Below are 26207 nucleotides of genomic sequence, written 5' to 3'. Positions count from 1 at the left end.
GTTATTATTCTAGGATTGATGAAGCGTTATTCGCTGCTGATGAACTGTGTCTCGGGCATGCCTTTCAAATCACTGAGGAATTGACGCATAGCGGAGCTGACGTATCGTCCGCTCTTATAGATTACGCCGACAGGGTGGCTGACTTCAAGCTCGCTCAGGGGAACAATCTGCAGGGTGCCGTTGCGCAGCTCCGTCGCCACGGACTGCTTCGATATAATCGCTGCGCCCAAATTGATCTCGACCATCCGTTTAATTTCTTCACTGCTTGACAGTTCCATGACAACCTGCGGCTCAATGCCGTGTTTCTTCATCACGTCATCTGCGAAGCGGCGGCCGACGGTGTCACGCGTTAGCAGAATAAGAGGGGTTCCGCCCAGCACATCCATGCTTGCTGTGGAGAGTTTGGCTAGCGGATGCTGTGGGGATACGACAAGCTCAAAGGTATCGTAGTACAGAATGGATGTGCTTAAGTTGGGATTCCGCTCGATCAGATAGCCGATCCCGATGTCGATGAGCCCGTTCTCCACGCTGTGGTAGATTTGCGAAGAGGCCATGGATTGAATGGTTGTTTTAATATGAGGAAATTGATCCTGGAAGTAGGAAAGTACCCGTGGCAGGATCTGAATGGCTATGGAAGTGGTTGTACCCAGCTGAATATGACCCTGGGGAGTTTGATCAAGGTCGGACAGCCGCTGCTTCAGCTCATCGACGATCCCGAGGATCTGTTCGGCATGGTCCACGAAGACCTGTCCCCGGTCGGTTAACGTTACGGGCTGACTCCGGTCCACCAGCACCGTTTTAAATTCTTCTTCCAGGCTCTTGATCTGGGCGGATACCGCCGGTTGTGTCAGATTAAGAAGCTCTCCCGCTTTGCGAAAGCTCATCGTTTTGGAGATGGTAATAAGCGTTTCCAATTGGCTGATGTTCATAGCCTTCCTCCTTACTTGATATATTCTTCCGCTCATCTATCGCGTGCAATCTGTATGATTTAAATTATAGGTTATTCTTCCCGGTGGAGCAACGAAGGGGGAAAACCTGGCGGTTTTCGGATAAAAAGATGAAAAACATTTTAATTTCCATTTAATTATTATTAAAAGATGGGGAAACCTTCCGATAATAGTAAAGTAGACATAGAAAAAAGGTGAGACCAAAGGCCCGTTTAAGCGAAAGGATTATCTTCGTACTAAAGCGTTTCAAGCGATAGCTGACATGGCAAGACAGTTGTTGGAATGAGGGCTGTCGCTATTTTGTGATGATTTATTACAAGGTATCCATTATAATGTTTAAATATATAGGTGGGACTTTGGGACCCTGACCAACAACCCAGTGAAAGGGGCGTAATGAGGAATGAAAGCGGAAGTCATCAATCCTTTTTTAGAGTCCGCACGACACGTGATCGAACAAGTCATACAGGTTTCACCTTCCACGGGGAATCTTGGGGTCAAAGAGATCGGATATTTGGAGAATCATATCTGGATCCAAATCGGCATGACAGGCCAAATGAACGGTGACATTGTATTTGGAATTCAGGAGCAGGTAGCCCTGCAGATGGTATCGGTGATGATGGGCGGCTATGTCATTACCGAGATGGATGAGATGGGACAAAGCGCGATTTCGGAGCTCGGCAACATGATCAGCGGCAATGCCAGCACCATTTTATCGAACCAGGGCGTCAGCGTGGATATTACGCCTCCCAAAGTCATGAAATCGGATAGAACATCCAGTCTTATTCAGAAGAAGGCACTTTGTATTCCGCTGAGAATGGAAGGAATCGGAGAGCTGGATATTCAAGTCATGATTTCATAAAATAGGAGTAACGAACCCAATGGCCGTGTATATGTAAGGCTCTGTAAATGCTTTGGAGCTAAGAGCTGTGCCGGCGAAGAAAGGGATATGAAATCATGCTGAAAAATAAAGTTATCGTCGTTACGGGAGCATCCAGCGGAATCGGCGCCTTGATCGCGGAGAAGCTTTCTGCGGAAGGAGCATACGTGGTTCTGTGCGCCCGTTCGGTAGAACGTCTGCAGGAGGTGGGTGCGCGAATACCGGGCCCCCATGAGCTTGCAACCATGGATGTTCAGAGCCCTGAACAGGTGCAGTCTGTCATGGAGGGCCTTCTTCGCCGCCATGGCAGAATCGACGTGCTGATTAACAATGCCGGCTACGGCAAGTTCGAAGCTGTCATGGACATGCGCCAAGAAGAGTTTCAGGACATGATGGACGTCAATTATATGGGCATCGTGCGCTGTACACAAGCCGTGCTGCCGGGGATGCTGAAGCGGGGGGACGGCCAAATCGTGAACATTGCGTCCATGGCCGGAAAAATCGGAACGGCCAAATCCACCGCCTATTCGGCCACCAAGCATGCCGTGCTTGGATTCAGCAATTCACTCCGGCAGGAGCTGCGGAACACGGGCATAACGGTGTCTACTGTAAACCCTGGCCCCATTGATACCCCGTTCTTTTCCTTGGCAGATCCGACAGGCGGTTATGTCAACAATGTGAGCTGGTTCATGATGAAGGCCGAATATGTTGCGGATCAGGTCGTGAAGCTGGTGAAAAAGCGCAAGGAAGAGCTCAATCTTCCGAGGCTGGCCTCATTGGGGATAAGGCTGTACCAGCTGTTTCCGAGGTTTGCTGACCGCGTGTCTTACAGATGGATGAATAAGAAATAACGGCTGCGGCACTACAACGCTTCCGTTTCGGCAACAAGCTCCTGAAGCAGCGCAGTGGCTTGTTTTGTTTTTTCTGTATCCGATGAGAGCAGTGTGATTACCTGGTCCAAGCGTTGCTTGTAATTGGCCGGCTTGATGGGAAAGGTTTCGATCATGGCCACCGCACGCTTCTCATTGATGCAGTACAACTCATTTTTGGCAAACAGCACTTGATTCAAGCACGAAATGCAGCGGAAGCAGTGACCGGTAACATAAGTGATATCATCGCTGGCAGCTGTTTTATCCGCTAGCATCAAGGAGAAGGATGCTTCAAAGGTAAAGAAGCCGACCATCGCATCCTTTAGTGCTTTTGGATAAGGAGCCGTTTTGGCTTTCAGGGTTAGTATTCGGTTATCCGAATCTGAGAGTATACGACAAATCGCAAGTTCCCCCATATACATCACATTCAGATAAGCATGCGGATGTCCGGTTTGGTAATGGGCTGACACCAAGCCTGCGGAACAGTCGTCGATGATGCTGGACACGCGGTTTATATCACGGAATAAGAAATCCACATGATAACCCTCGATCACTAACCATCCTCCCCCGTTAACCCAGGCACCCCATTCACCTAATGAAGTGATAATCCCATCCCGATGATCGTCATCTAATTTCTGAGCCACCCTAGCGATGTTCTCCACATTGAATCCTTGTGATTCATCGTAGTAAATGCCGATATCGATATCGGAATCCGGTTTGGCGGTTCCTTTGGCTCTGGATCCCCCGAGTACGACCCCTATAACGCCGGGCACTTCCCGAAGTTCTTCCGTTATCCGTTGGATCAAACGATCTACTTGTGAAGTCATGCATGTTCTCCTCCTTTATATGTTTCATACGGAATCGATCTTCCTTTATGTATACCTTAGCCTCATGGATTCAATTTTCGCGCGGGTCCATTGAACCGCTTCAGCTGGCGAGAGGATGGTTGCTTCCTCTCCGAGACGCCACACATAATCCGAATAAAAGAAGATGTTGGCCGCTGGTATTTCAAGCTGTATATTTCCACTGCCATCCTTGTTCTTATGGATATGGGGGCCGAGGCGAGTATCTGTTTCAAGCAGCCAAACCCCTCTGGAAGTTAATTGTACCTCAAACGGCTTCATGTCCCCATCCCCGGTTTCCGGTATGTCACGCAGCGTTTGGTTAGCGATATCTTCACGGATTGCTATGGACGCATTGGGACTGGCCGCAAGGATCCGGTCGACTCTGAACTGTCTGATATCCTCTTGAGTGAAGCAGTAGGCAGGACAATACCAGTAGCCCGAGCTTGCATACAAACCGATAGGCTGAATATGCCGCTGGCTGCTTCCGGCGGATGAACGATAGGAGATGGTGACCGCTTGCTGAACCATAACGGCTTCCATTAGCGTTTGTAAAATCTCGGTGGACATCGCACGGAAGGGACTGTGAATCATAACGCGATCCTTAAGACGGTCGATCTGCTCTTTGGTATCTGCCGGCAAATAATGATAGAACTTGTGGAGTGCCGTGGCAGCTCCGTCACCGAATGGGAGCGTGCTGAAATAGCTTAGGGATTGGCAGGCAAAAAAGATGGCGATTGCCTCGCTTTCCGTGAAACTGATCGGCGGCAGCATCCGCTCCTGCAGCAATCTGTATCCACCCCCTCGGCCTTGCACAGAGTAGATGGGAACGCCGAGCCCGCTCAGCTCATCCAAATCTCTTGACAGGGTCCTGACGGAGAGTCCGAATTCATCGGCCAGCTCTTTTACGGTAAACGATTTTTTTGCATTGATCATCATCATTAATTGAATCAGGCGCTGGGATTTCTGCATGGGCAAACCTCCGTCTCTGTATCATTTATTTTATCTTATTCTTTAAATAAGACAACATTTGTCTTATTTAAAAGATATGATGTTCTCAAGAAGCAAGGGTTCACGCTGAATCCTTGGAGCACGGTCCATTAAGGGAGGAGAATATAGAATGAGGCAAGACATGACTAAAGAAGAGCTGGGATTTGTTTTTATACACGGAGCAGGATTGAACGGAGGAGTATGGGATTTCGTGGTGGAAGGGCTGGGTCATCCGTGTTTGAAAGTGGAATACCCGTTGCGGGATCGGAATGTGATTTCCAGACATCATTTGGGGCTGGAGGATTACGTAAACCATATGACGGAACAGGTGAGAACGTGGGGAACGAACAAGTTTGTCATTGTGGCGCATTCCCTGGGCGGGGTATTAGCTATGGAGCTGGCCTCCCGGTTCACAGGCCGTGTTGCCGGCTTTGTTGCCATCGGTGCGGCAATTCCCAAGCGCGGAGGTTCATTTGTTTCGGTGCTTCCGTTTCCTCAGAGGCTCATCATGCCGATCATCCTAAAAGCGGCTGGCACGAAGCCGCCCGAATCCGTAATCCGTAATGGGCTGTGCAGTGATCTGCCGGAGGAGCAGGCCTCCCGAATCGTAGCGGAGTTTGTTCCGGAATCCCGCAGAGTCTATACGGATCGCGTTCAAGCGTCTATTCCCGATGTGCCAAAGCTTTATGTGAAGCTCACCCAAGACAAAGAGTTCGGATTATCCATACAGGAAAGCATGATAGCCAATCTGTCTGCAGATGGGGTTGAAAGCCTCAGCACCGGCCATTTGCCAATGCTGAGCGATCCCCGTGGAGTCCAGCGGATTCTGGGTGGCTTCGCAAATCAAGTGAACGAAGGCCGTTCCCCGGTTATCTCATCATAATCTGATCCCGTCTCGGGCCGACGGATATCGTCTTGATAGGAACGCCGATGGACGATTCAATGAACTGCACATATTGCTGCGCGGCTTCCGGAAGCTCGTCAAAGGATCGAATATGCGACAGGTCGCCTTTCCAGCCCTTCAGTGTTCTTAGAACAGGCTTGGCAGACTGCAGATCGGCCGTTACCGGAAAATGGTCAATGATGCTTCCGTCCTCTAATTCGTAGCCAACGCATACGGGAATGTCATCCAGGTACCCCAGGACGTCAAGGTTGGTGAGAACGGCTTCGGTAGCTCCCTGCACCATGCAGCCGTAACGGGTGGCTACCGTATCAAACCATCCCATTCGTCTTGGCCGGCCGGTCGTTGCCCCGTATTCGCCTACATCGCCGCCACGGCGGCGGAGCTCATCGGCTTCATCCCCATGCAGCTCGGTTACGAAGGGACCGGCGCCGACACAGCTTGAATAAGCCTTAACCACAGCAATGACTTGGCTGATGGCGTACGGCGGCAGTCCAGCTCCGACCGGTGCATAACCTGCCAGCGTGGAGGAGGAGGTGGAGAACGGGTAGATCCCGTGATCCGGGTCCCGCAGTGCTCCTAATTGGCCCTCCACGAGAATAGGGTCGCCTTTCATATAAGCTTGCTGCAGCATTGTGGTGGTATCCTTGATATATGAAGTCAGGAACTGGAAGGACTCCAGCAGTTGCTTGGTCATCTCATCAACGCTTAGCGGATCTCTCCCGTACAGATGCTGCAGCTGCACGTTCTTGATGGCAAGCATCTGCTCGAGCCGTTCACGAAGTCGCTGGGGATGGAACAGATCAGCTACCTGAATGCCCAGTTTTGCATATTTATCAGCATAGAATGGCGCGATCCCTCGTTTCGTAGAACCGAATCCCCGGGCACCGAGCCGTTCTTCTTCCAGTTCATCCAGCAGCCGATGAATAGGAAGCACGACTTGGGCGCGCTCCGATATAAACAGTTTGGGGGCGGGTACGTTCCTTGCTTCCAGCTCCTGCAGCTCCTTGATCAATACCTCCATATCCAAAGCCGTTCCTGGACCGATGATATTCGTTACGCTTGGATAGAATACACCCGACGGCAGCATATGCAGCGAAAACTTCCCAAAATCGTTAATAATGGTGTGCCCTGCATTGCTCCCTCCCTGAAATCGAACGACATACGACGATTGCGCCGCAAGAACATCCGTCATTTTTCCTTTGCCTTCATCTCCCCAATTGGCTCCTACTATGGCTGTGACTGTCAAAACGTGTTCGCCTCCTACGGTCTTTTTCTTTTACAGGGCTCATTATATGAGTGAAATTATCATAAATAAAATTGATATTAGTAATAGTAGACATTAGTTTCATTTATGTTATACGATTCTGTAGAGAAGAATACGGATAACGGATGAATTCTAAGTTGATCTTTCAATAAAGGTTCCCGTTATCATTTGATAAAATCGAGGTCATCATGATGGAAATCAATATGGAGTGGTATCGTGTCTTTTATTGGACTGCACGGCTCGGCAGTTTATCGAGGGCAGCGGAACATCTGCATATCACCCAGCCGGCGGTTAGTCATACCATTAAGCATTTGGAGGGAACGATCGGAGGCCCGCTGTTCTTTCGGACAACCAAGGGGGTTAAACTCACGTCGGAGGGTGATGTGCTGTTTCGCTATATCGAGCAGGCCTTCAGCTTTATCGAGATCGGCGAGAAGGCCATTGCGGACATGCATAATTTGTATAGCGGCGAAATCAATATCGGAGCAAGCGATACGCTGTGCAAGTATTATTTGCTGCCGCATTTGGAGTATTTCCATGCCACCTATCCGGATATTCGGATCCGCATCACCAACCGCACAACACCGGAAACATTGTCCCTTCTCAAGGAAGGGAAGATTGATTTTGGCATCGTTCATTTACCGGCCTCCGATAAACAAATCGATTTTCGCGCGAGTTCCCCGATCCATGATTGTTTAGTTGCCGGTAAGTCCTTTGCGGAGCGGACCCAGTTACATCACCCGTTGTCCCTTCGCGATATAGGGAACTACCCGCTGCTTATGCTGGAGAGGGGCGGGAGCACAAGAATGTATGTCGATCAATATGCCGAGCTGCAGGGAGTCACGCTCAAACCCGAGTTCGAGCTTGGCAGCATTGAGCTGCTGGTTCAGTTTGCCCGGAGCGGCTTTGGATTGGCTTTTGTCATCCGCGACTATGCTAACGAGGAATTGCAAGCAGGTCAGCTGATCGAGGTGCCGCTCCATCCGCCGATTCCCGAGCGCAGCATAGGAATTGCAACGCTTCGGGGTATTCCGCTATCTTCTGCCGCCAAGTCGTTTCTTTCTCTTTTGCCTTAAACAGGTGGGTGATCGTGCCTATTCGAATGGCCATGTATGAAGTGCTGTTCACTGCCGTTTAGGATGTTTGATTTGGTGAGGACTCCTGTTTTGGCATATAATGAAAAAGAACGAACAAGACTGGTTAGGAAACACGCCTGCTACCACCACTATGAAAGTAAATAAACCACATGTATCGGAAGGTTTTTCTAGCGATATCAGGCAGACGCGCTTTGGAATTATAGACTTCTGATATCTAAAAAAAGGATGGACTAACATATGACTGCAACTACATTTCATACATTAGGAATAGCCGAGGATTTGTCCTCCAGATTAACGGAGTTTGGCATTGTCACGCCTTCTCCCGTTCAGGCTGAGGCGATTCCGCCCATACTCGAAGGCAAGGACGTGCTTGCGACTTCCCAGACAGGCACAGGAAAGACACTTGCCTATTTGCTGCCTGTGCTTCAGGGCATCGATCCGGAGATCAAGGGAGCCCAGAAATTGATTCTTGCGCCGACGCAAGAGCTTGCCGTACAGATTGTGAGAGAGAGCGAGCGTTACGGAGAAGCCCGCGGGATCGGTGTGCTCGGACTCATCGGCGGTGCCGCTGCCAAGCGTCAGATCGAGAAGCTTAAGCTGCATCCGCAGCTGATTGTAGGGACACCGGGACGAGTGCGGGAACTGATCGAAATCCGGAAACTGAAGATGCACCAAGTGACCACGATCGTAGTGGACGAGGTGGATCAGGTGTTTAATTTGGGCGGCGCCGGCGATGTGGATCGCATTCTGCGCAGTGCATTACGTGACCGTCAATTGGTGTTCTTATCCGCCACGGTGAGTCCGGAGACGGCGGAGCTCGTCAAGAAGGAGATGGATCAGCCGGTCGAAATCGGAATCGATCCGGAGCAGCGGACGCCGTCCGCGCTGGAGCATTATTATTTTGTGACGGAAGAGCGTGACAAATTGGACATGCTGCGCCGCGTGGTCCGGCATTACAATCCCGACCGTGCGATTGTCTTCGTCAATACCACCGAGGATTTGGCAGAGGTTGAAGCGAAGTTAAACTACCTTGGCTTAAATGCGGCTGCCATCTATGGTGATGCTGACAAGATGACTAGAAGCCGGGTTCTGAATGCGTTTAGAGAAGGGCGTACCAAGCTCTTAGTGGCTAGCGATGTCGCTGCCCGCGGACTTGATATCGAAGGACTCGGCATGGTGATCAATTACGATCCGCCTATTGATGCCGAGCATTATACGCACCGCGCAGGACGTACTGGACGCATGGGACGGAGCGGTATGGCGATAACGCTTGTAACGGACCGTCAGACATTCATCATGCGCAAGTTCAATCGCGAGCTGGGCATATCGATTGAAGAACGTGCTCTTTATGGCGGGAAGGTTAGATCCCCGCGTTCTACACCAGAGAATCGAGGACATGGCCCACGTGGGTCAGCCGGAGGTCCTGCCCGAAAAGAGAAACCAGCCCGAAAGCCTGCTTCCACCAGCGCCAATGGAAAGGCGGGAAGCGGAAAGGCATCAGGTGAGCGTCAGAGTGAAAGGGAGCGGGACCGCAAGAACAAGGGCGCTCCGAAATGGTTGAAGAACAAGCCTCCTCGGAGCTAATGGCTGTAAGCTCCATAAACGAGGGTTTGCAACCGATATGTTGTTTTCGGGTCCGATTCAACGGATGTGGTCGACATCATAGGGACCGGACTTTTCAGAATAAGAGGTGATCGATAATGAGTGAACAGCCGGTATTGTCTGTTCAAGGATTAAGCGGCGGGTATAGCATGAACCGACCGGTTCTGCATGACGTAACCTTTCAGGTTGAACCGGGTGAGATGGTGGGTTTGATCGGCCTGAACGGTGCGGGCAAGAGTACCACGATGAAGCATATTCTCGGGCTGATGAATCCGCAAAAAGGTAGCATTCAGGTTCAAGGAAAGAGCCGGACAGAGCATTCGGAAGCCTATCACGGCGCCTTGGCGTTTGTTCCCGAATCCCCGCTGCTGTATGAGGAGATGACAGTACGCGAGCATCTGGAATTTACGGCGCGCTCCTATGGCGTATCCCGTGAAGATTATGAGGCGCGTTCGGAGCAGCTGTCGAAGATGTTCCGTATGGAAGAGAAGATGGACAGCCTGTCCACGCATTTGTCCAAGGGGATGCGCCAAAAAGTGATGATCATGTGCGCGTTCGTAGCCAGACCGTCCCTGTACATCATTGACGAGCCCTTCCTTGGGCTTGATCCGCTTGGGATACGTTCGCTGCTTGACTTCATGCTGGAGCTGAAGGCATCCGGCGCTTCGGTATTGCTAAGCTCCCACATTCTCTCCACGATTGAGAATTATTGCGACCGGTTCATCGTGCTGCACCGCGGCAGCATCATTGCTCAGGGGACGCTGAAGGAAATTCAGGATCAAGCCGGAAGACCAGGCATGTCGCTGGAGGAGCTGTTTAATGTGCTGATTCAGGACGGTAAAGGCGAATGAATCTGCGTGAGCTGTATGTCAAACGACGCGGGCAGTTCTGGGGTGAAATTTTCCCCTATCTGGGTTATGTCATACAGAGCGGGGTAGCCGTCGTATTTCTGTTTCTGCTGATTGCATTCGCTGCCTGGTACACCGCACTACTGCAGCAAATTCCGCCAGATCTGCCGATTCGCTGGATCATGATGATTTTCCTTGTGCCCCTCATGATCAACAGCAGCATCCGCACATATCTGCGTCCGGCCGATACGGTGTTTCTCATTCCGCAGGAATCCCGGATGAAAGAATACTTCAGTACAGCATGGTTCAGCGGCGTCATATATAAAATCATCGGCTTAGGACTGGTGATGTTAATCCTATGGCCTCTATACATACGCAGCGATGTTTCGCCAAAACCGCTGCTGGCTACGTTTGTTGTGCTGACGCTGTTTAAACTGTTGTCCAGCTTCGGCAGCTGGAAGGAGCAGCTTATGGTGTCAAGGAACGCGGCAGCAGCCTACCGGGTACTCCGCTGGATCGTTCCGGCGCTGAGCTTAGCCGCCTGGTTATGGCATCCAACGGGCCGCGCCCTCCTATTCATGGCGCTGCTTGGCATCACGTATGTTGCCGCCTTGTCCGTACCCGTCAAGCACCTGGTCGCTTGGGAACGATTAATCGCCGTCGAGGAGAGACAGGCGAGCCGGGTGATGATGGTGCTGAGCTGGTTCGTGAATGTGCCTCAGCGCGGGCAGCGTGTTCATGCGCGAAAATGGCTCTCCGGATGGGGAAAGGGATTGGCGTGGAAGAAGGAAAGCGCCTATCGCTTTCTTCTCATTAAGAGCCTGACACGCAGTGATATTCTGGGCATACTGATTCGGGTCGGACTGCTGGGTGCTTTTCTTGTATGGGCAACCCGGGATAGTCTGGTATCGGCGATTGTGTATCTGGTCAGCCTGATGATCATCGGACTTCAGTTGTCTGCACTGCGAAAGCTTCACCCGGAATCGTTCTGGCTGCATGTCTATCCGCTTCCGGAAGGAACGCGCCGCGACAATGAAGGGAAGCTGATCTTCCAGGTGCAGCTGTTCTGGGCTGTACTGCTGTGGCTTCCTCTCATTCCAGGCATCCTTAGCGCTCCCGGTCGGACACTTGGTACGATGGCCGCAGGTATCGTGCTTGTATTTCTGTTTCGAAGCGCTGCTGCCCGGAAGAGCCGGCGTGAAGACGATGACGACGAATAAATGGGAAGAGGCCGGGACGTTAACGTCCCGGCCTTCTATTATCATTATAGTATGGGTTATTCCGTTTGCAGAAATCGCAGTGCGTGGTGTGGCGACCTGCGATTTCTGTTCGGCTGTTATCTAGTTGTCATTACACCCAGAAAGAACGAGTGATGATAACGAGCAGGATAAAGAGAACCAGGATTGCTCCAACTCCGTATCCACCGCCGTATCCGCCGTATCCGCCGTGTCTTACTTCTTCAACTGCACCCATGTTCATTCCCCTTTCGGTTCGTTGATTTGTAGTACACGGTATTGTATGTAGCTAATCGTCTATGTGTATGGGCGAGCGTTTATATAGGGCAGAAGAAAAAATAAAGACCGGGGATTTATCTTCCCGGTCTTTATTAGCAAGCCCCTCAGCATGGGCGTTATCTCTAGGGTGAAATCCCCGAATGGAAGCCTTTAACTTGTGTTAGGATGTAAAATAATCAGGGAAATTGGAGGCTGAAATGGAAATACATAATAGGTTGAGTCAGATCAGAGTACGGAACAAATCAACTACAAAACAAAAAGTCTTTTCAATAGTAAATACAATGATGATCGGAGCTATTTTGGGTTTAGCAGCAAAACTTGTGGATACTCCAGGTATCAACCCCATTTTTGACAATATCTGTGGACGTCTTGGTATATGGGTTTTTGTTGCAACACTTTTATCGGTTTTTAGCTATTCGCCCAAATTAGCAGCTGTAAAAATATTCGCCTTTTTTGGATCGATGCTTACTGCTAATTATGCTTACACAGTGCTTTTTCTACATTTCTTCCCAATGAGAGAAATTGTGTTTTGGGGAATGTGCGCAGTGGTATCTCCCGTGTGTGCTTATATTATGTGGTATGCGCGTGGAAATGGATTGTTATCTTATATTGTTTCGGCTCTTCCAATCACAGTCTTGCTGTCGGAAGGGTTTGAATTACGTCACGCTTACTTACCCATTCACACTCATTACTATTTAATCCCATTTCTTATGGGAATATATCTAATCATGATCTTGGTTTTATTGCTTATTATTCCTAAAAATAAAATACAATTTGTAGTCGTTCTACCAATAGCCCTTATATTGTCTTTTATCATGATATATTTTAATGTTTTAGGTCGGATATTTGGTGGAACGAACAGTGTATTGTAAGAGTGTCCCTGAACCTAAATAATGCCCTCCCGACTTCCTACAGGGAAGTGAGAGGGCTGAAGAGTTTGCTTTCACGTTATTTGGAGCTAATATCTTCTTCAGATGCAGCGGATCATCAAGCTTTCTGCAGGTCTTGAATCCCTTTATAGACCAGGTCGAACAGATCCTCCAAATACTCCTCGTCAATACAAGAGAAGGCGATCCGGAGATCATGCTCGCCAAGGGCGATGGTTCCTACGCCATACTCATGGATGAGATGGGAACGGAGCTCCTCGGCGTTAACCGTGTTCAGCTTCAGGCACATGAAGTAACCGGAGTTGAACGGATAATATTCCCATACATCACCGTATTTGCCGCTGTCGAGAATGGACTTTACTTTGTTGGCTCGGCCTTTCATAATGACGAATTTCTCTTCCTTCTGCTCGTGGAATTCCGGCGCCTTCAGCGCCTCCAGAACAAAGGTCTGCGAAGGGTGGGAGGCGCTGGATATCGTGGCACGGATAATGCCGAGCGTTTTCTGCTCCAGTGCGTCCAGCACGTCTTTATTTTCTGCCGCAAACGTGATAAAGCCGACACGGAATCCCCATACGAATTCTTCCTTGGTCGCACCGTCAACCTTTACAGGAAGCACGCGAGGGTGAAGGCCTGCCAGACGTCCGAATAGCGATTCCTTCAGCGAATCTTCAAAGAACAATCCGAAATACGCATCATCCGTCACGACGACAATATTAATGCCGGCTTCGGCGGCCTCCTGGATTGCGGACACGATGGCGGCCCCTTCCTGAGCGCCAGGGGTATAGCCTGTCGGGTTGTTCGGGAAGTTCAACAGCACGACCGCTTTGCCTTTATCCTTCTGGCTTAGCAGAGCCTGACGAAGTCCTCCGGCGTTAAATTTCATATCGTCCGTAAAGAGAGGATAGGTTACATGAATGCCATGGCGGCGAATGCCGAATGTCAGCTCGTAATTCTCCCAATTTTTATCGGGATAAATAACGGCGTCTCCTTCATCCACGAATAAATCGGCTACGATGCTAAGACCATGCGTCAGCGCATTCGTGACGATGGGATTGCTGAAACTCTTGCCTTCGAGTGAAGGGTTCTCCTGAATCATCTTGTTTCGCCATACGGAGCGCAGCTCCGGCTTGCCTGCCGGAGGGGCATACGGGTACAGATCCTTCGGCTGGTAAGCCGAAAGTTTGTCTTGGATGACGCCCAGATGCATCGGGACTCCGCCTTCGGTTGCAATACCGATCGTAGCGTTATATTTTTTCGCATGGCTCGTCGCTTCCGCAGACTGGCTCAGGATGCCTTCTTTCGGGAAGTAGATTTCTTTGCCGAGTGTGGAGAGCATGTCGTACACATGCGGATTGCCGGCTTGCATTTTTCCATTCAATTGACCAACCAATGGGTTCATGAACTGATTCCTTCCTTCCGAATACTTTTGGTTAAGGTAAGAGCAGGTGACAAGTTGCCTTTACGTTTTCATTGCCTAACATTATACCACCTACCCCGGGAACCGTCACGGATAATTGCAATGCTTTAACGCGGTCCAGGATGATATTTGCATATCAGCCCGGCGGTTTCTTCATCCCGCTCTTTGCCGCGGCATTCAAGCCCTTCGACGACGGCCTGGAGCCGATCCGGCTTCAGGTTCTGGCCGAACTTGAACTTGGCGCTCATTCGCTGCGGAGCGAGCTTGATGACCGCTACCCCTTTCAGTCTGGGGATATAAGCCCGGTCACTCGCGTCAATGGTGCGGTATCCGCCTTCAGGCTGCAGCTTTGTCATCAGTGCCTCCATCGCAAGCGCCTTTTCCTCCAGATCATCCACGATCACCACCTCGCCGATCGCCGTTACACTTTTGAAGTAGGCCGTGGCCGGGCAGGCCATCTCCGGATCGGAGAAATAGGAAGGGATCAGTGCGTACTCGTCAGCTATGGTAAAGCACACGGCTGGCGTCCGGCGCAGATGATCCATTTTTTCACCCATCCGGCTGCCGTGAAAATAGAACGCTCCGTTAACATAGGCAAAGTTCAATGGCGTTACACGCGGGATTCCCTCTTCATCGGCTGTCCCAAGGAAACCAAAGCTCATGCCGCTGAGGAAATCCTCGATTTCTTGTTGATCCTCCATCGCAAATTCGTCTCTTCTCATGATTAAACGCTCCCCCTATCATTTTGAATAACAGCATACGATGATCATTGACAAGGAAAAAGCGCCAATTTAGAGTAATTTATATAGTCCAATTTCAAAAAATGATAGAGGAGTCGTCATTATGGAGCTGGGATTGCCGTTCGAGACGTATGTGGAACAATATCGATATAAATATTTGGCTTTATACCACGCACTTCGTGCTGCCATTCATAGCGGCAAGCTGCCGGAAGGAACCCGCCTTCCCGCCACACGCGAGCTGGCAAAGCTGTATGGCGTGTCCAGAGGCTCGGCCGCGCAGAGCTATGACATGCTGATGGCCGAAGGTTATGTTGTTTCCAGGCAGGGCAGCGGAACTTACGTAGCGGAGGGGATCGCTATGGTGGACCAGCCGCCGCCGGTCGAGGGAGCGCCGGTGCTCTCGGCATGGGGGCAACGACTGGTGAGCCAAAGCGGGGATTATACCTCGGCACAGATGATGCTGAGAGAACCTCCCCGAGGTACAATCTCATTCGCGAATGCACGGATGCCCATGGAGGATTTTCCTTATTCGGAGTGGAGGAGCGCGTTATCCTACGCCGGCGGAAGCGGGGGCATCGAGCTGCAGAACGGAGCGCCGCCGGAGGGGGATCTCGAACTGCGGCAGGCGATAGCCGGACATCTGCGTTTTACGCGGGGAATCCAGGCCGACCCCGAGCATATCGTGATTTTCAGCGGATCCATGCAAGGGCTTGTCCTGATGTTTCAGCTGCTGGTTGATCCTGGCGATCAGGTGGTCATGGAGGATCCGGGCTATCAAGGCATCTATCGGGGCATCAGCCTGAGCGGCGGGATTCCGCTGCCATCCCCGGTCGACGATGCCGGATTAATACCACGTGACTGGGACGCCGACCTGCTTGTCGTAAGCCCCAGCCGTCAATACCCGACGGGAGCGGTACTGCCGCTGGAGCGAAGAAGAGCGCTGCTGAATTGGGCGCGAAGCCGTCAGGCTTTTATTATCGAGGATGATTACGACAGTGAGTTCCGCTGGGGCGGCAAGCCGATTGAGCCCTTGCGGATGCTGGATAACGAGGGACGTGTCATCTTCGTCGGCTCGTTCTCCAAAACGATGTTTACCGGGCTCCGCATCGGGTATGCCGTGCTTCCCCCAAGCTTGGTTGAGGCGGTTGTGCAGGCCAAGGCGCTTTACGAGCCGATTTCACCAGCCGTATTGGAGCAGCGTGCGCTGGCACGCTTTATTGTGCGAGGGGGTTACGGTCGGCATCTTAGAAGAATGACCCGGCTGTATGGTGCGCGGTATGAGGCGCTTCGCCAGGCGATGGATACCCATGCCTCCGAACTGTTTCGTCTTCATCCCGGCGATGCCGGCCTGCACGTTTATGCGAACTGGCTGCGCTCTGAGGAAGAGTATGTCCTGGTCCAAGAAGCTGCCCGCAAACGCGGCGTCATGTTTCGAGATGCATCGGTATATCATCGTACCCCCGGGTTACCTGCGGCATGCTTCGGCTTCTCGCATCTGGACATAGCCAGCATCGAAGAAGGGGTTGCCCGGATTGCGCAGGCGTGGCTGGACATGCAAAAAACATAAAAAACGGGTATGATGGAAAAGAGGTCAATTTTTGAATGAGATGAGGGGGTTATGACGTGATGCTGAATGCATCGCCGTCTTCTTTTATAATCATGCCTGCGCTTGCCAAAATCGTATGTGAGCCGGGCTGGAAATGGCAAAAACGCGAAAGACCCATGCAGAATTATGATTTGTTCTATGTATGGAGCGGTGAAGGCACGGTCGAGCTCAATGATGAGCCCTTTGCCGTGGGAAAAGGAAGCTGCTTTCTATTCCGACCCGGAGATCATACGAGCGCGACGCACAACCCGCAGAAACCGCTCGTATTGACATATATCCATTTTGACGTGACCGACCCGGTCCAAGAGATTCCGGCATCTTATCGGAAGCTGACGGAAACGATGGATTTCGAATATTTGCTCGCGCGTTACGTGCGTTTGTATCTGGACAAGCCCTATGGATCATTGGAGGAGGGGCAGCTTATTCTGAAACAGCTGATGATTCATCTGCTGCGTTCGGATCACGCTGAGCCGGTGGTTAAAAAAGCAAGCAATCAGCTGTCAGAGGCTATCCATGAAATCGCGAATTATGTCCGCCAGCACCCGGGGGTTCCCCATCGGGTCGAGGATTTGGCGGCCAGAGCGGGGTTGTCCCCCCGTTACTTCTCGATCAAATTCAAGGAACTGATCGGCACGCCAGTGCAATCCTATATCATTCAGATGCGGATCGAGCGGGCGCAGCATCTGCTGCTGCATCAAGGGATGAATGTAACGGAGGTAGCCGACGCGCTGGGTTACCGCGATATTTTCTTTTTCAGCCGGCAATTTAAGCAGTATACGGGCAAGAGCCCATCCGAAATTCGGTGATCCCCCGCCCTTCCATAACTTACCTGAGTGGCCGAAGGGCAAATGGGTTTCATAGCAAGCGATTTAGGGTAAAAACGACATACAGTTTCATTTTATGAAGGGGGGAGAGAGGAATGAGCCCAAGAAGACGGGTGCGTGGACGTTTCTTCAGTCGTGGTGGCTGCGCTATTTTCAGAAATCGCTTGCGCCGCATGAAGACAACGACTCAGGATCATCAGGATGTGTGGTTTTAATGAGACTTGGCCTACATACGGGAAACGTTGAATCCCGTTATCATATACGCTTTTCTCTGGATGAACGCAAAAGGGAGCTAAATGGCTCCCTTTTTTTCGATATGTTTTGGGGGTCCCCGCAAAGTATTTGGAATAAGCATCGAAGCATAGGCTCCACTTTGTGGGGCTATTTAATGGATGCATATATGGATAGGGAATCTGATTATGTTGCAAAATTTTGTTATATTAGGGATACCCTGAACGCAGGGTTCTTAGAAACATGGACCAGGCAGGCATTTCGGATAACGGAAGGGTGACGGGAGTGAAGGAGAGAGTGGCATTGGCAGAGCAAGCGGTGATCCGGTGGTAGCAGCGGGAGCAGGAAAGGTTGCGCTGATCACGGGCGCATCGAGCGGGTTTGGACTGCTCATCAGTCTGGAGCTGGCAAAAGCAGGTTATGACGTGGCTGCGGGTCTGCGCAGGCCTGAGGCGGCTGCAGAACTGCTGGCGCAAGCCGAACAAGCAGATGTTGCCGGGCGCATTCACGTATTCCAGCTGGATATATGCATTGAGGAACAAGTCAAGGCCGCTGCTTTGGAGATAGAGCAGAGGTATGGACGCTTGGACGTGCTGGTGAACAATGCTGGCGAGGCGGTAGGCGGCATGGTGGAGGAAGTGCAGCTCAGCGGCTGGCGAAAACAGATGGAAACGAATTTTTTCGGGACCGTATCGGTAACGCAGCATATGCTGCCGCTGCTCCGCCGGACCGGACATTCCAAAATCATTCTCATGAGCAGCATTAGCGGCGTGGTCGGCTTTCCGGGTTATGGACCTTATGCGTCCTCCAAATTTGCATTGGAAGGGTTTGGCGAAAGCCTGTCCATGGAGTTGATGCCCTTTGGCATCGATGTCGTGCTGATCCAGCCCGGTGCCTATGGCACGCCGATCTGGAACAAAAGCTTTGGGGAGCTTGCGGTAAAGGAAGGATCACCCTACAGCGATCTGCTGAAGGGCGTGCTGGACTATTCCGAGCGGACAGCCAGGGGAAGCGGGGATCCGCAGGAGGTAGCCAGGCTTGTGGCAAAAATTGCATCCATGGCTAAGCCCAGGTTCCGCTATTTGCTGCCCCGAGGCACGCGGCTAACCGCATGGATCAAGGGCGTGCTGCCGGATCGGCTGTTTCAGCGGATCATTTATCGGATGCTGGGCCGGCGTTAATCATTCATGCCGCGAATGATTCATGGCTTTAACTTGTCATGCGATGCTTGGTAAGGTGAATGGAATTACCCTTTTCTGGCTGGGGACGGGTGAAGCAAACCGAGGAGTTCCCCCATCTTCACCTTGGAGCCGGGTTCCAGGTCACCGCGCGGTGTAAACGTGCCGTTCTCCGTCAAAAGCACGACGGTAGAGCCGAATTCAAAGTACGCGAGTTCATCGCCAATCCCGTATTTCTTCACGTTCTCGTCAGCATAACGGATGCTGCTTACGTTCATGGCTCCGACCTTCACGACGGCAACTTCACCGAACTCATGCGCAATATAGGTAATGAGGCGCTCATTGCGGCTGAGCACGTTCCGGATATGGGTCATCGCAAAATCGTTCACAGGGTAAACGCGGCCCTTCAGATGCTCGCTCTCCGCCTGAACACCGGTTACCGGGGAATGAATGCGATGATAATCGGTCGGGCTTAAATACAATACGAATGCATAACCGTTGATGTAGTTTTCCATTCTTGGCGATTTGGCGAGCAGCTCGCTCAGGGTATAATTCTGTCCCTTGACGCTCAGAATGGTGCCGGCGTTGACGGCGCCCATTGCCGAAATCGTGGCATCGACCGGGCTTACCATAGCGTCGGCGGTATCATCTATGGCGCGCAGGCCTATTTTTAACCGGCGGGAAAAGAACTCGTTCAGTGAGCGGTATTCGTGGATTTCTTTCTCCGCTTCATGCGCCGGAATCTGATAAATTCGTATAAATGCAGGTATTAGATGACGGCTCAGCCGGCTGTGGGAACAATGCCCCATGATTCGGGACAGCCACTTGCGGGAGGATAGCTCAGTCATCAGACGCAGCAATTGTTTAGCCATGTCATTCTCCTTTGTGCATAGGTGTCAGCAATAAACGTTGGTGGAAAAGCCAATCACTCTGATATTGACATAGAATGAGATGGAAATCAATAAATAGCCATTTTTGAAAAAAGGTTCTTGCTTATTCCGGAGCGAATGTGTATTTTAAAGTTAACATGAAACCGAATAGGAATACGGGGGCTTGAGTGAATCAGGCTGAGATTGCAGCTGTTATCCGCTGTTGACCGTTAATCTGAACTGGGTAATGCCAGCGTAGAGAATATCCGACCCTGCCTACATAGGGCCTATTTTTCCGTCTGCGCGTTTTTCCAGACGGTTTTTTGTTGTGTTTACACAAAAATAGAGGTGGAGAGGGGAATGTGTTGTTATGGGAACGTCTGTGCAAGAGAAGTTGGGGGTTCAGCCCCGAAAAGGGCTGCGGTTAAGCGATATTTTGGTGACGGTGCTGGTATCGCTGGTGCTTGGCGTCATTTATCACTTCTGGGGTTCGGTTTACAATCTGTTAAAACCGCTGTTCTTTGAAGCGGATGAGTTGTTATACGGCATGTGGTTCGCTGCAGCCACGCTGGCTTACTTGCTGATCCGCAAGCCGGGAGTGGCCATCATCGCGGAAGTGGCGGCAGCCCACGTGGAAGTGCTGTTTGGCAGCGGATGGGGATTGACCCTGCTGCTGTATGGCCTCATTCAAGGACTGGGGGCAGAATTGGTATTCGCGGCGTTCCGTTACCGGAGCACCTCCGCGTGGACGCTGGCGATTGCCGGAGCCGGCGCGGCCATCGGCTCGATGATCATGGACTTCTATTACAGCTATACCGATGACCTGCAGACGTGGATGTTCCTTGCCAAATACGGCATGCGGGTACTCAGCGGCGCCGTCATTGCAGGCCTCCTGATGCTCCTGCTGGCCAAAGCGCTTGACCGTACGGGAGTGACATCCCTGCTGCGTCCTGCGTCGAAGAAGGATTACGAAGCACTGGATGATCCGCGCCATGTCTAATGCCACGGTTAGCCTGGTTCCGGCGCAGTCCGCTGAGATGCTTTCGGAACCGGCCGTGTATGTGGAGGGATTGCGTCTGAAGTATCCGGGCGAGGAGCGGCTGATGTTCAAAGACCTCTCCTTCTCGGCTGTCCGCGGGGAGAAGGTGCTGCTGCTCGGTCCGAGCGGCTGCGGCAAATCCACGCTGCTGCAGGTGCTTAGCGGGATGATTCCCCGCGCAACGGAGGTGCCGATGAAATGCGAGGCCCAGCTGGTTCCGCGCTCTTGGGGTTATGTATTTCAAGATCCGGATACCCAGTTCTGCATGCCGTATGTGGATGAAGAGCTGGCTTTCGTGCTGGAGAATCTAAGTGTCCCTCGCGACGAGATGAAGGAGCGGATGCAAGCGGCCCTCCGCGAGGTGGGGCTTGATCTCGAGGAACTTCATATGCCGATCGGGCATCTGTCCCAAGGCATGAAGCAACGACTGGCACTGGCATCGGCTCTGCTGCTGGAGCCGGAGGTTCTGTTCCTTGACGAGCCTTCTGCCTTGCTCGACCCGGAAGGAAGGGAGCAAATCTGGTCCGCGGTGAAGGCCGTATCGGAAGGGCGGACGCTGATCATCGTGGAGCACCGGATAGAAGAAATGGCCAAATACGTAGATCGTGTCGTGTTGTTCAGCCCCGATGGCGTGATTCTGGGCGAAGGTCCCCCAGCAGCGATATTCGCTGAATACGAGCGGGGACTCCAAGCCTATGGAATCTGGTATCCCGGCGTATGGGAAGATTATGCGCAGACCCGGGCGGGCAGAGAGTTGTTTGCTCTGGTCGACGCTTTTGGCGATGAGCTAGGTAATCTCCTGCATGAGGCTGCTCCGCCGTACGCTCAACGTAGGGAGCCTGTCATTCAAGTGGCGGATTTTAGGGGGATGAGATGGGATAAACCTGTCATCACCCTTCCTGCGGCTGAGGTGTATCCCGGGGATTTCATTGCGGTGATCGGCCCTAACGGTGCCGGCAAAAGCTCGCTGCTGCTCAGTTTAATGGGGCTGCTGCGAGCCGAGGGGACCTATATGCTCTGCGGGGAAGAGGTCATTCAGGGCAGGCGCAGGAAGGTGCGGAAGAAGAGAGAACAGCAGCTGCGCCAAATCGGATTCGTGTTTCAGAATCCGGAGCTTCAATTCCTGACGGAGCGTATCGGCGATGAGGTGGTTTATTCGCTGCTGGTGGATCATGTGCCGCCGGAGGAAGCCAAGTCGCAGGCCGACCTCTGTCTGGAACGCTTCAGACTGAAGGGCATGGAGGCTAGGCATCCGTACCAGCTGTCGACAGGTCAAAAGCGTCGCTTAAGCGTGGCTACGGCCATGGCAAGACAGCCGTCTGTGCTGCTCCTGGATGAGCCGACCTTCGGACAGGATGCGCGGAATACGTTTGCGATTCTGGAGATGTGCGAGCAGCTGCGCCGCGCGGGAACCGCCATTCTCATGGTGACGCATGAAATGGAGATCGCGCAGCGGGTCGCCACGCATATATGGGAAATCCGGGAGGGGCAGTTGACGTCAAGCATGCCTTCCCCCCGATGGTGTACCGGGACGGAATCCGGACGGGAGACGGGCGGAGCGAATGGCGCTGATGAGACTCGCGAAAACCTAACCGGGGCCGATCATCGCCTCACGGGGGTGAACGCATGAATATATGGAATCCCGTGCGGATCACTTGGCTGCACCGCGCGAATCCGGTGGTGAAGCTGGGACTGATCTGTGCGCTGTTTTTTATGACGGTGTTAACCCATGATCTTGATTTTGTCATGTATCAGGCGTTTATCTTTATGGTCTGTCTCGTGGTGCTCAGCGGGGTGAAGCCGTGGAAGATGCTGCTGTTTTTCATACCGTTTCTGCTTGCCTTTATTTCGTCTTCCTCTTCCATGATGCTGTTCGGCAAAGGGGAGACGATCTGGTGGGAGTGGGGATTGTTCCGGGTATCGGAAGAAAGCTTTTATCGGGGGCTGCATCTGGGGTTTAAGGGAATTGCCTTTGCCTCGGAGGGGCTGCTGCTTGTTACGACAACGTCCTCGGTGGATTTATTCTACAGCCTGATGCAGAAGCTGAGGCTTGCGCCCAAGTATGCTTACAGCTTCATGGCTTCGATCCGGCTGCTGCCCATGGTCTGGGAGGAATATGTAATCCGCCGCCAAGCCTTGAAGGTACGAGGAGTCCGCCCGATTCGCGGCGTTCGCGGCATGGTGAACCGCGCAGGACTGTATGTGGTGCCGCTGCTGGCGCAGAGCATCCGCCGGGCACACCGGGTGGCCGCGGCGATGGAGGCGAAGCAATTTGACGGGGACCGGGCGAAGGCTCGAACGTATTATTACCCGTCACGTTATTCCCGCTACGATCTTCTGGTCATCGGATTACTCGCCGCCGCCGCCTGCTGTGCTTATATGGCAGCCGGATATTTTCCTTGGTTCGGCATTGGCGACGTGCGGTTTGATTAAACGGTTTGGTGAAATCGAAAAGAGTCTGCTTACGTTACGTAAGCGGCTTTTTTGTTATGAGATTTAAACTTCAAATGCTAACCATCCTTATATCGCAAGAAAAATATATGTTATAAGCAGTCTGCCTTCTGAGAAAGTGCGGTCTATGAACGTTTTTTTTCATATGTATCCGGCGTTCCTAGTACGTTAAGGTATTTTCTGCCCCGTTTAATATAAAAAATCATGTCTGGATTTCATGCTGATCGAGGCGTTATAATACTAGTGGTACCTAAAAAGTATTTATAGTACCAGAAGGGGAGTTTATTTACTTGCGCGAGCGAATATTGAATGAAACGATCCGCTTGATTCAGCGGCAGGGCTTTACGTTTACGGTCAGTGATCTGGCCCGCGGCCTTGCGATTAGCAAACGGACGATCTATGAACACTTTTCATCCAAGGAAGAGATTGTCGAACATATCATCGACGGAATGATCCGGCACATTCAGCAGCGCGAACGTGAAATTGCGGCAGATGAGGGGCTTACTGTTCTGGAGAAGATTCATCAGATTCTAATCTGTCTGCCCCAGGAGATGGAGAAGATGGATCTGGGGATGCTGCCGGATTTGAAGCGGTCGCATTATCCGCAATGGGAGAAGCTGGACACCTTTTTCCGAGAGGAATGGGACATTGTTACCGAGCTGATGGAACAGGGCATGGCCGAGGGAAGCATCAAGCGGATTCACATGCCGCTGTTCATCGACCTGTACCTCGGGTCGCTCCATCAGATTTACGATTCGAGGGCGACGGTGAAGCATCAACTGCCGCTGGGGGAGCTGCTGCAGTCCGTCATGGATATTTTATTGTTCGGCATTGCCGCTGAGAAACGGAAGGAGTCTTGAGATTATGCATTGGTTATATTTAAGTTTGGCAATTCTGTTTGAAGTGGCGGGGACGCTGAACATGAAGCTGTCGGAGGGGTTCAGCAAACCGCTGCCCAGCGTGCTGCTGGTGGTGTTCTATATTTGCAGCTTGAGCTTCCTGACGCTAAGCTTGAAGCAGATTGAAATATCCGTGGCTTACGCGATCTGGTCGGGACTTGGCATCATGATCATTACCGTAATCGGTTATATGTTCTTTGCGGAGCAGATTAATGGCCTGAAAGTATTCTCGATCCTGCTGATCATCGCGGGTGTCGTTCTGCTGAACTTATCCGGCAGCGCGCATGCGCAGGAACAACCGAAGACGCACCAGTCCGGTCACTAAGTACGATCAAATGAACCGGAATCTGCGGAAGGGCCGTACTCGTGCGGCTCTTTCTCTGCTGCAATAATGTACTATGCCTCGTTTCGCCTCCAGCTCTATAATGACAAAGGAAATTCCTTTGTTAGGAGCTATCATCATGAACCTGTCTTCGTTTTTTATTTACTGTTTTATCGTGGCTTTCTCGCCGGGACCGTCCAACATCGTCATTTTGTCTTCGGTTCAGAATTCCGGCATGAAGAAGACCTTGCGCTACATTGCCGGAGCATCCATCGCTTTTTTCCTATTAATCGCTGCTTCCGTGGTATTGGGCCAGCTGCTGTCTACAGGCATGCCAATCGTACTGCCCATCTTGCGGATCGTAGGCTGCCTGTTCATGCTGTATCTCACGTATCAGGTATATACCATGGACGTATCCAAGTCCGGCACTAATCAAACGGCGTCCTTCACGTCCGGCTTTCTGATGCAGTTTCTCAATCCGAAGGTGGTATTGTTTACGCTGACGGTCATTCCGAGCTACGTCATGCCGTATTATACGGCTGGCCCTGTCATTTCGGCGTTTGTGGTCGCGGTTTCGTTAATCGGGCTGTCCGCGTATATGACCTGGGCCGTGTGCGGTAGCCTTTTTCAAGGAATTATGCAAAAATATCGGAGAACGACCAACACGATCCTGGCTTTGTTTCTGCTGTACTCGGCAATTGTCGTATCCGGCATACCGGAGCTCATAAAGGGGTGATGGAAGATGGAGCAGTTTATTTATAAAAAAGCGGTGGGCATTACGGCGCTGTCCGCGAGCCTGACGGATTTCAAATATAAAAAGCATTATCACGAGGAGTATGCCCTCGGCGTCACGCTGCGCGGCATTCAGAAGTACTCGCTGGACGGCAGTCAGCAGGCCTCTTACCAAAGCGGGGTTATGCTGTTCCATCCGGAGCAGAAGCATGATGGCTGGTCCCAGGAACGAACGGGCATCGATTATGTGATGATTTACATTCACCCGGAGTTATTCCTGGAATTGATTCAGAAAAAGGATATCGTCCGGTTCCAATCCCCGATTGTCTATCACGCCGGGCTGCGGAAGAGCATCCTGGATGTAACGAGGTCGATCTTCACCGGTCAGCCGGAGGCAAGAAGCAGCGAGCTGCTTCTGGGTCTGGCGGGGCATTTTAACGAGGATATTCTGAACCCGGATAGCCGGAAGGACAGCGTGTTTACGCGGAAGGCCAAAGACATGATGCAGGATTATCTGGATCACGTTCTCCGTCTGGACGAAATAAGCGGGGAGTTCGGGATGTCGAAGTATCAGTTCATCCGTACGTTTAAAGCGAATACCGGGTTGTCTCCATATCAGTATTACCTGAACTGCAAAGTGGAGCGCGCCAAGCATCTGATCGAGGACAGCCGGGATGTATATCAGGCCGTTACCCAGTGCGGCTTCACGGATCTTGCCCATTTGAATCGGCATTTCAAGAATGTGTACGGCACGACGGCATTTGATTATATGTCCCATCTGGATAAGTAAAATCTGGCTGCAGGGCAAAGTTTGCATACGTTATTATCAAGCTAGGCTTGGCATTTGTGAATAAACTCCGTTATAATGTGTATAGAATGTAAGAGGGACCGTGCGCGAACACGATCCCGGAGTACAACGTACCGCTATAAGAGCGGCCGGCTATAGGAAATCCGATCAGAAATAGACCGTGATCCTGACCAAGGGCGGTCTATTTCTTTTTATGGAACGAAAGTATTAACACAACCAGCGTCGCGAATGAAATCATTAGCGTCAATGTTTGGTACACTTCCATGGCATCACCTCCCATCCTGGGGAGATTAGCCGACCGCCCTTATTAGCCGATATATTGTACTTCCCAAATTATAGCATACAAGCCCTGCGTTCAGGGGCTTTTTATGGTCTGATCGAGAGAGGGTTTGGAGCTTTTCTATGCGAATTCCACTTCATCGGCTGCTTCGTATAGCATGCGGATTTTGA

Annotated in this window: 27 protein-coding genes and 1 riboswitch; of the genes, 18 read left to right on the top strand and 9 right to left on the bottom strand. The window is 51.6% G+C overall.

The window, feature by feature from the left end:
* Positions 1 to 26 precede the first annotated feature (26 nt).
* A complete protein-coding gene (locus PLA01S_RS18440) occupies positions 27 to 929 on the bottom strand; it encodes a LysR family transcriptional regulator (protein WP_071222421.1) in 903 nt (300 codons plus the stop codon).
* A 418-nt stretch (positions 930 to 1347) separates the two neighbouring features.
* On the opposite strand from PLA01S_RS18440, the gene PLA01S_RS18435 reads away from it, so the two are divergent.
* Complete coding sequence (locus PLA01S_RS18435) at positions 1348 to 1806, top strand: chemotaxis protein CheX (RefSeq protein WP_127593474.1); 459 nt, start codon at positions 1348 to 1350, stop codon at positions 1804 to 1806.
* Positions 1807 to 1901: 95 nt separating this feature from the next.
* Entirely contained in the window at positions 1902 to 2675 is a 774-nt protein-coding gene (locus PLA01S_RS18430; protein ID WP_127593473.1) for an SDR family NAD(P)-dependent oxidoreductase, read from the top strand.
* 11 nt (positions 2676 to 2686) lie between these two features.
* Here the strand turns inward: PLA01S_RS18430 and PLA01S_RS18425 are convergent, their stop codons facing one another.
* A complete protein-coding gene (locus PLA01S_RS18425; RefSeq protein WP_127593472.1) occupies positions 2687 to 3520 on the bottom strand; it encodes a nucleotidyltransferase domain-containing protein in 834 nt (277 codons plus the stop codon).
* 45 nt (positions 3521 to 3565) lie between these two features.
* Positions 3566 to 4507 carry a helix-turn-helix transcriptional regulator gene (locus PLA01S_RS18420; RefSeq protein WP_127593471.1) on the bottom strand — a complete coding sequence of 314 codons (942 nt, stop codon included), beginning with the start codon at positions 4505 to 4507 and terminating at the stop codon, positions 3566 to 3568.
* A 148-nt stretch (positions 4508 to 4655) separates the two neighbouring features.
* Here PLA01S_RS18420 and PLA01S_RS18415 point away from each other — a divergent pair, with 148 nt between their 5' ends.
* Complete coding sequence (locus PLA01S_RS18415) at positions 4656 to 5408, top strand: alpha/beta fold hydrolase (RefSeq protein WP_127593470.1); 753 nt, start codon at positions 4656 to 4658, stop codon at positions 5406 to 5408.
* Here the strand turns inward: PLA01S_RS18415 and PLA01S_RS18410 are convergent.
* Entirely contained in the window at positions 5395 to 6675 is a 1281-nt protein-coding gene (locus tag PLA01S_RS18410; protein ID WP_127593469.1) for an adenylosuccinate synthase, read from the bottom strand. The genes PLA01S_RS18415 and PLA01S_RS18410 overlap by 14 nt on opposite strands.
* A 209-nt stretch (positions 6676 to 6884) precedes the next feature.
* On the opposite strand from PLA01S_RS18410, the gene PLA01S_RS18405 reads away from it, so the two are divergent.
* The 4 genes from PLA01S_RS18405 (at position 6885) to PLA01S_RS18390 (ending at position 11460) form a co-directional block, all read left to right on the top strand.
* Positions 6885 to 7769 carry a LysR family transcriptional regulator gene (locus PLA01S_RS18405; RefSeq protein WP_127593528.1) on the top strand — a complete coding sequence of 295 codons (885 nt, stop codon included), beginning with the start codon at positions 6885 to 6887 and terminating at the stop codon, positions 7767 to 7769.
* A gap of 258 nt (positions 7770 to 8027) precedes the next feature.
* Positions 8028 to 9374, top strand: coding sequence for a DEAD/DEAH box helicase (locus PLA01S_RS18400; RefSeq protein ID WP_127593468.1), 1347 nt, complete (start codon positions 8028 to 8030; stop codon positions 9372 to 9374).
* Between the two features lie 116 nt (positions 9375 to 9490).
* A complete protein-coding gene (locus PLA01S_RS18395) occupies positions 9491 to 10243 on the top strand; it encodes an ABC transporter ATP-binding protein (protein WP_100539205.1) in 753 nt (250 codons plus the stop codon).
* Positions 10240 to 11460: an ABC transporter permease gene (locus tag PLA01S_RS18390; protein WP_127593467.1), complete on the top strand. Its 1221-nt coding sequence runs from the start codon at positions 10240 to 10242 to the stop codon at positions 11458 to 11460. The genes PLA01S_RS18395 and PLA01S_RS18390 overlap by 4 nt, the downstream gene beginning before the upstream one ends.
* 130 nt (positions 11461 to 11590) lie before the next feature.
* On the opposite strand, the gene PLA01S_RS18385 is transcribed toward PLA01S_RS18390, so the two are convergent.
* Positions 11591 to 11713, bottom strand: a complete 123-nt coding sequence (locus PLA01S_RS18385; protein ID WP_009592125.1) for a hypothetical protein — start codon at positions 11711 to 11713, stop codon at positions 11591 to 11593.
* Between the two features lie 256 nt (positions 11714 to 11969).
* Here PLA01S_RS18385 and PLA01S_RS18380 point away from each other — a divergent pair, with 256 nt between their 5' ends.
* A complete protein-coding gene (locus tag PLA01S_RS18380; RefSeq protein ID WP_164817464.1) occupies positions 11970 to 12626 on the top strand; it encodes a hypothetical protein in 657 nt (218 codons plus the stop codon).
* A gap of 115 nt (positions 12627 to 12741) precedes the next feature.
* On the opposite strand, the gene PLA01S_RS18375 is transcribed toward PLA01S_RS18380, so the two are convergent.
* Together PLA01S_RS18375 and PLA01S_RS18370 are read right to left on the bottom strand one after the other, a co-directional pair.
* Positions 12742 to 14040 (bottom strand): aminotransferase class I/II-fold pyridoxal phosphate-dependent enzyme, encoded by a 1299-nt coding sequence (locus PLA01S_RS18375; RefSeq protein ID WP_127593465.1) that lies wholly within the window; start codon positions 14038 to 14040, stop codon positions 12742 to 12744.
* A gap of 125 nt (positions 14041 to 14165) precedes the next feature.
* Positions 14166 to 14780, bottom strand: coding sequence for a pyridoxamine 5'-phosphate oxidase family protein (locus PLA01S_RS18370; RefSeq protein ID WP_127593464.1), 615 nt, complete (start codon positions 14778 to 14780; stop codon positions 14166 to 14168).
* A 121-nt stretch (positions 14781 to 14901) separates the two neighbouring features.
* Between PLA01S_RS18370 and pdxR the strand changes: the two genes are divergently transcribed.
* The 3 genes from pdxR (at position 14902) to PLA01S_RS18355 (ending at position 18640) form a co-directional block, all read left to right on the top strand.
* Complete coding sequence (pdxR, locus tag PLA01S_RS18365) at positions 14902 to 16365, top strand: MocR-like pyridoxine biosynthesis transcription factor PdxR (protein ID WP_127593463.1); 1464 nt, start codon at positions 14902 to 14904, stop codon at positions 16363 to 16365.
* A 59-nt stretch (positions 16366 to 16424) separates the two neighbouring features.
* Positions 16425 to 17210, top strand: coding sequence for a helix-turn-helix domain-containing protein (locus PLA01S_RS18360; RefSeq protein ID WP_127593527.1), 786 nt, complete (start codon positions 16425 to 16427; stop codon positions 17208 to 17210).
* A 575-nt stretch (positions 17211 to 17785) separates the two neighbouring features.
* Positions 17786 to 18640, top strand: coding sequence for an SDR family oxidoreductase (locus PLA01S_RS18355; RefSeq protein ID WP_127593462.1), 855 nt, complete (start codon positions 17786 to 17788; stop codon positions 18638 to 18640).
* Positions 18641 to 18705: 65 nt separating this feature from the next.
* On the opposite strand, the gene asd is transcribed toward PLA01S_RS18355, so the two are convergent.
* Entirely contained in the window at positions 18706 to 19509 is an 804-nt protein-coding gene (gene asd, locus PLA01S_RS18350) for an archaetidylserine decarboxylase (protein WP_127593461.1), read from the bottom strand.
* A gap of 163 nt (positions 19510 to 19672) precedes the next feature.
* Positions 19673 to 19785, top strand: a riboswitch (TPP riboswitch).
* Positions 19786 to 19876: 91 nt separating this feature from the next.
* Between asd and PLA01S_RS18345 the strand changes: the two genes are divergently transcribed.
* The 7 genes from PLA01S_RS18345 (at position 19877) to PLA01S_RS18315 (ending at position 25739) form a co-directional block, all read left to right on the top strand.
* Positions 19877 to 20506: an ECF transporter S component gene (locus PLA01S_RS18345; protein ID WP_100539197.1), complete on the top strand. Its 630-nt coding sequence runs from the start codon at positions 19877 to 19879 to the stop codon at positions 20504 to 20506.
* Positions 20499 to 22175 (top strand): ABC transporter ATP-binding protein, encoded by a 1677-nt coding sequence (locus PLA01S_RS18340; protein WP_127593460.1) that lies wholly within the window; start codon positions 20499 to 20501, stop codon positions 22173 to 22175. The genes PLA01S_RS18345 and PLA01S_RS18340 overlap by 8 nt, the downstream gene beginning before the upstream one ends.
* On the top strand, positions 22172 to 22978 hold the full coding sequence (locus tag PLA01S_RS18335; RefSeq protein ID WP_127593459.1) for an energy-coupling factor transporter transmembrane component T family protein: 807 nt from the start codon (positions 22172 to 22174) through the stop codon (positions 22976 to 22978). Before PLA01S_RS18340 ends, PLA01S_RS18335 begins: the two co-directional genes overlap by 4 nt.
* 308 nt (positions 22979 to 23286) lie before the next feature.
* Complete coding sequence (locus PLA01S_RS18330) at positions 23287 to 23856, top strand: TetR/AcrR family transcriptional regulator (protein WP_127593458.1); 570 nt, start codon at positions 23287 to 23289, stop codon at positions 23854 to 23856.
* Positions 23857 to 23860: 4 nt separating this feature from the next.
* Entirely contained in the window at positions 23861 to 24220 is a 360-nt protein-coding gene (locus tag PLA01S_RS18325) for a DMT family transporter (RefSeq protein ID WP_127593457.1), read from the top strand.
* 136 nt (positions 24221 to 24356) lie between these two features.
* Positions 24357 to 24953: a LysE family translocator gene (locus tag PLA01S_RS18320; RefSeq protein ID WP_071222441.1), complete on the top strand. Its 597-nt coding sequence runs from the start codon at positions 24357 to 24359 to the stop codon at positions 24951 to 24953.
* 6 nt (positions 24954 to 24959) lie between these two features.
* Positions 24960 to 25739, top strand: coding sequence for an AraC family transcriptional regulator (locus PLA01S_RS18315; protein WP_100539186.1), 780 nt, complete (start codon positions 24960 to 24962; stop codon positions 25737 to 25739).
* A 199-nt stretch (positions 25740 to 25938) separates the two neighbouring features.
* Here PLA01S_RS18315 and PLA01S_RS33060 read toward each other — a convergent pair whose 3' ends face one another.
* Positions 25939 to 26022: a putative holin-like toxin gene (locus PLA01S_RS33060; RefSeq protein WP_367398280.1), complete on the bottom strand. Its 84-nt coding sequence runs from the start codon at positions 26020 to 26022 to the stop codon at positions 25939 to 25941.
* Between the last annotated feature and the right edge of the window lie 185 nt (positions 26023 to 26207).

It is taken from the genome of Paenibacillus lautus NBRC 15380, from assembly GCF_004000945.1.
GTDB classification, from domain to species: domain Bacteria; phylum Bacillota; class Bacilli; order Paenibacillales; family Paenibacillaceae; genus Paenibacillus_AQ; species Paenibacillus_AQ lautus.
The sequence above is the reverse complement of the archived record's forward strand: the minus strand, read 5'-3'. Positions and strand labels throughout refer to the sequence as shown.